At 34.7% G+C, this 3,949-nt stretch carries 3 protein-coding genes and 1 pseudogene; all 4 read right to left on the bottom strand.

All coding sequences use genetic code 11. The features are described from left to right. Positions 1-246 precede the first annotated feature (246 nt). A complete protein-coding gene (locus QWC74_RS08860) occupies positions 247-1,134 on the bottom strand; it encodes an SPFH domain-containing protein (RefSeq protein WP_006784367.1) in 888 nt (295 codons plus the stop codon). Positions 1,135-1,440: 306 nt separating this feature from the next. Beyond that, complete coding sequence (locus QWC74_RS08855) at positions 1,441-2,289, bottom strand: methionyl aminopeptidase (protein WP_006784368.1); 849 nt, start codon at positions 2,287-2,289, stop codon at positions 1,441-1,443. Positions 2,290-2,485: 196 nt separating this feature from the next. Beyond that, positions 2,486-3,427: a translation initiation factor IF-2 N-terminal domain-containing protein gene (locus QWC74_RS08850; protein WP_006784369.1), complete on the bottom strand. Its 942-nt coding sequence runs from the start codon at positions 3,425-3,427 to the stop codon at positions 2,486-2,488. A 336-nt stretch (positions 3,428-3,763) separates the two neighbouring features. Next, positions 3,764-3,949 (bottom strand): annotated as a pseudogene (locus QWC74_RS08845) (melibiose:sodium transporter MelB); the annotation flags it as partial.

Genomic DNA, 3,949 nt, shown 5'->3' with positions numbered 1-3,949 from the left:
ACGATGATCACTATGTGCCTTTAAACGGTTGATTTCAAAAATTTCTGGATTCATTAACACTGATTGAATTTCTTCTGTTGTTTTCATACCCGATTCCTCCCCTTCGGAAAATATTTTACTAAATTTTATTAATAATTATAGTAATATTTTATCATAGATTTTTATTAAGGTAAATCGTTTTCACGAAATTTATTAACCTTTATAGAAAAAAGGAGTTATCTGTAAAAAAGACAACTCCTTTTCATATTAATCCAAACTAATAATTGGCGTTGAGGCTCCCTGCACTTGCGGAACTTCTCCACTCCACTTTTGAATTTGTTCTAATTTTAATAACTCTTCAGTTAATGACTCTGAAATCATACGATTAGCTTCCGATTGAGCTTCTGCTTTAATCAATTCAGCATCTGCTTCAGCTTGAGCTTCAATTTTTTTCGCATCTGCTTCAGCCTGTGCTTCTACTAACTTTTGTTCAGCCTGTATTTCTGCTTTTTCTTTATCCAAACGAGCTGTTTCTAGCTCTTGTTGCTTATTAATTTTTAGTTGAATCGCCTCTTCTGTTTGAGCATCTAATCCAATACGGGAAACATTGACTGAGTCAATTACTATTCCATATTCATAAAATTTATCTTTTACATACTCTAAAACATTAGCATTTAATTCTGTACGTTTATCACCATAAATATCAATTACTGAAAACTTTGATGAAACTTCTCCAACCCACGTCTTTAATTTTCCGCGCATAAATGTTTCTTCAATTGCCTTTCCATCTTGACCTTTAAACTTGGTAAAAGTTTGTGGTAATAACTCACTGTCAAAATGATAAGAATACTCCAAATCAATGTTAACTGTTTTTCCATCAGAAGTAGGAATTAAGAAACTATCATCTCCACTTGCTCCTTCTTTCGAATCCGCAGATAAATATCCTTGTTCTGTTGCCACTGAATAGCTCGTCACTTTATAAAGTGGATTAACAACATGTAACCCCTGCGTTAATACTTGACCTTTAATTCCACCATTTAAACTATAAACAACACCTACATACCCTGGTTTAATCTTTGTTGTACACATACTCAACACAATCAGTGTTACAATAACCACTCCAATCCCCACAAAAACACTCTTATACTTTTTCATTTAGTTTTTCCCCCTCACGATGTTTCTACATCTTTCTACAAATTATAGCATGGCGCCTAGTATTTATCCATTAAATAAAAAAAAGAGGTAGAAACTTTAATTTTCTACCTCTTCTTTACGTTGATTTGATCATGATGCACCCCATCCATTAAGGTAAATAAAATTTTTTTACCGATAGCAATCACATGCAAGCCTTCTCCGTAACTTTCCTACTCATTTAAATACGATACCACCTAGTTAACTCAACAATCTTGATTATCCATTACCTTAATGATGTAAAAAAAGAGGACTTAACGTCCTCTTCAACTAATGAGTTAAAATCTCATTTCCATCTTCTGTGATTAAAATAGTATATTCCCACTGAGCACTCGGCATTCCATCCTCAGTGAAGATTGTCCATCCATCCTCTTCATCCTGGCAAACATCTGCCCTTCCCATGTTAATCATCGGTTCAATTGTAAACGTCATACCTGGCACAATTAATGGACCTGTTCCACGCTTTCCAACGTGTGGTACAAACGGCTCTTCATGGAACTCAACTCCCACTCCATGACCACCAATTTCAGCGACTACTGTATAACCGTGTTTTTTAGCATGTTCTTCAATGACAGCACCGATATCGCCAATATGATTCCCTGGTTTTGCCTCCGCTAATCCAAGCTCTAAACATTCTTTCGTCACACGGATTAAATCTTCATTTTCTTTTGAAACAGTTCCAACCGTGAACATACGCGAAGCATCTGCGTAGTAACCGTCAACGATTGTTGTGACATCAACATTAATGATATCTCCCTCTTCTAAAACTTCTTCCTCACACGGAATTCCATGACAAACAACATCATTAATTGACGTACATGTACTTTTAGGGAATCCCTGATAATTTAACGGTGCCGGTGTCCCACCTAATTCAATCGTATAGTTATGGACTAACGTATTGATTTCTTCCGTTGAAATTCCTGCTTTGATAAACTGTGCCACACGATCTAAAATTTTCGTATTCACAATACCTGCACGGCGAATTCCTTCAATTTGTTCAGGTGTTTTCACAATCCCTTTACGCTTGTATGTTTCAACTACTCGATCATAATCTAAATGACACTGCTTATATTTTTTCCCGCTACCACACCAACATGGCGCATTACGCTGAATTGACATATGGATTCACCTTCTATAACGAGACAGAATATTAACCATTTATTCTGAATCTTATTTTGATTTTTTTAGATACCTTTATTATGCACTTCTTTTCAAACTAAATCAACTAACGGATTTAGATTTAGTCCTCCTTTCTTCTCTTAAAATGAAAAATAAAAGAGTTGTTTCACCTTCTGTTGAAACAACTCATCATCTCTTATACTGCTTGATTTAGGACTTTATTTTCCAAAACAGCCGTAATTCCACTGTTCACCATTCCATCTAACTTCATTTGCCCAGCACTAATATCTGTTAAAACGACTTTATGTGCTGTTTCAATTCCACTCTTTAGTAAGTTAACAGAATCCCCCATACGTGTCAATCCATTGTCATAATACTCACGACTGATTCCTAATACTTCTGTTAAAATGCTTGCATCATACCAACCTTGATATTCTAAATTATGAATGTTTAACGTTGTTTTGACTTTCGAGAAATAAGGATGTTGATGATAATCAACATGTAACATTAACGGTAACATACTTGTATGCCATTCATTCACCTGAATTTCACCCACTTGCATTCCTAAAAGAGGTAACACATCTAAGATGGCACGATTAAAGAAAGCAAAACGTTCCACATCATCTGCGAATCCATAAATCTCATTACGGTGGAAGTAGTGATCATTTCCAACAAATAAATACGTCACATTTCCTTCTACTAATTTAAAAATTGAAGCACGAGCTTCATGTGTTCCGAATTTAACCGGTAAATCCATAAGCCAATCCATTTCATTTCCAAATGTTTCAGATATATTTAAATACTTTGGTAAAGCCACTATTACATCCCCCTCTTGAGCTTCAACAAATGCTTTCGAAACTTTTCCAAGCTCTCCAAGGTTTGTAAATGGTTCACATTCCGTTACCACATATAACATTGGCTTTTTAACTTTTTGACGTTTAATGACTGTAGGCTTCACGACCTCTTTTATCTCTTTTACCTCTGTGTCTTTTCCTTGACTTAAACGTCCATTCAGTACTTCAAGAGATTCATCATTTAATTTAGATTGAGCTTTGACCTCAATCCCTAGTTCTTGACATACCGTTACAACTTCTTTACTTGTCATATTATATTTTCGTGCAAATTCGTATACTCGCATCTATAATTCCCCCCAGTTAAACCTAAATAAACATATAACAACATTTTAGCATCCTTACCCATTTTTGAAAATCTATCATTTTACAAAACTATCCAACAAGATGAATAGTTAACCGTTTACAATGTCGATTTTCCGTTAATATGACAGGCTTCTTCTCCATTCTTTGATTGATTGTCGGAAAATGATTGCCTGAATTTTATTTAAAAAGACATATTTTTGACTGTATTAACACATCTGCTCGTATTCTTATTCATTTGATTAAATTATCTTCTTTTTTGTCATTTCATCATCGTTTTTACCTAAAAAGAAAGCCTCAGCTATCGCTGAGGCTCTTTATTATCCTTGAATCTTTGCAGGTTTTAAAGCTTGACGTGCTTCTAATTCCATGATGATTTCCTCATGGAAATCTCCATTTAACTTATAGAACTTTTTGTAAATGACGAAGCATAAGATGATAAACACAATCGGTCCGAAAATCATTAATCCACGCATTCCCATAATTGTTCCAGCAGATTGTAATTG

Source organism: uncultured Turicibacter sp. (assembly GCF_938044715.1).
Taxonomy (GTDB): Bacteria; Bacillota_I; Bacilli_A; order MOL361; family Turicibacteraceae; genus Turicibacter; species Turicibacter sanguinis.
Note: the sequence above shows the minus strand (reverse complement) of the source record. Positions and strands in the feature narration are given on the sequence as shown.

What these genes read in the sequence shown, in the direction of transcription:
- QWC74_RS08860 (WP_006784367.1), bottom strand. Translation starts at nt 1,134, where the DNA reads ATGAAAAAGTATAAGAGTGTTTTTGTGGGGATTGGAGTGGTTATTGTA.
- QWC74_RS08855 (WP_006784368.1), bottom strand. Translation starts at nt 2,289, where the DNA reads ATGTCAATTCAGCGTAATGCGCCATGTTGGTGTGGTAGCGGGAAAAAA.
- QWC74_RS08850 (WP_006784369.1), bottom strand. Translation starts at nt 3,427, where the DNA reads ATGCGAGTATACGAATTTGCACGAAAATATAATATGACAAGTAAAGAA.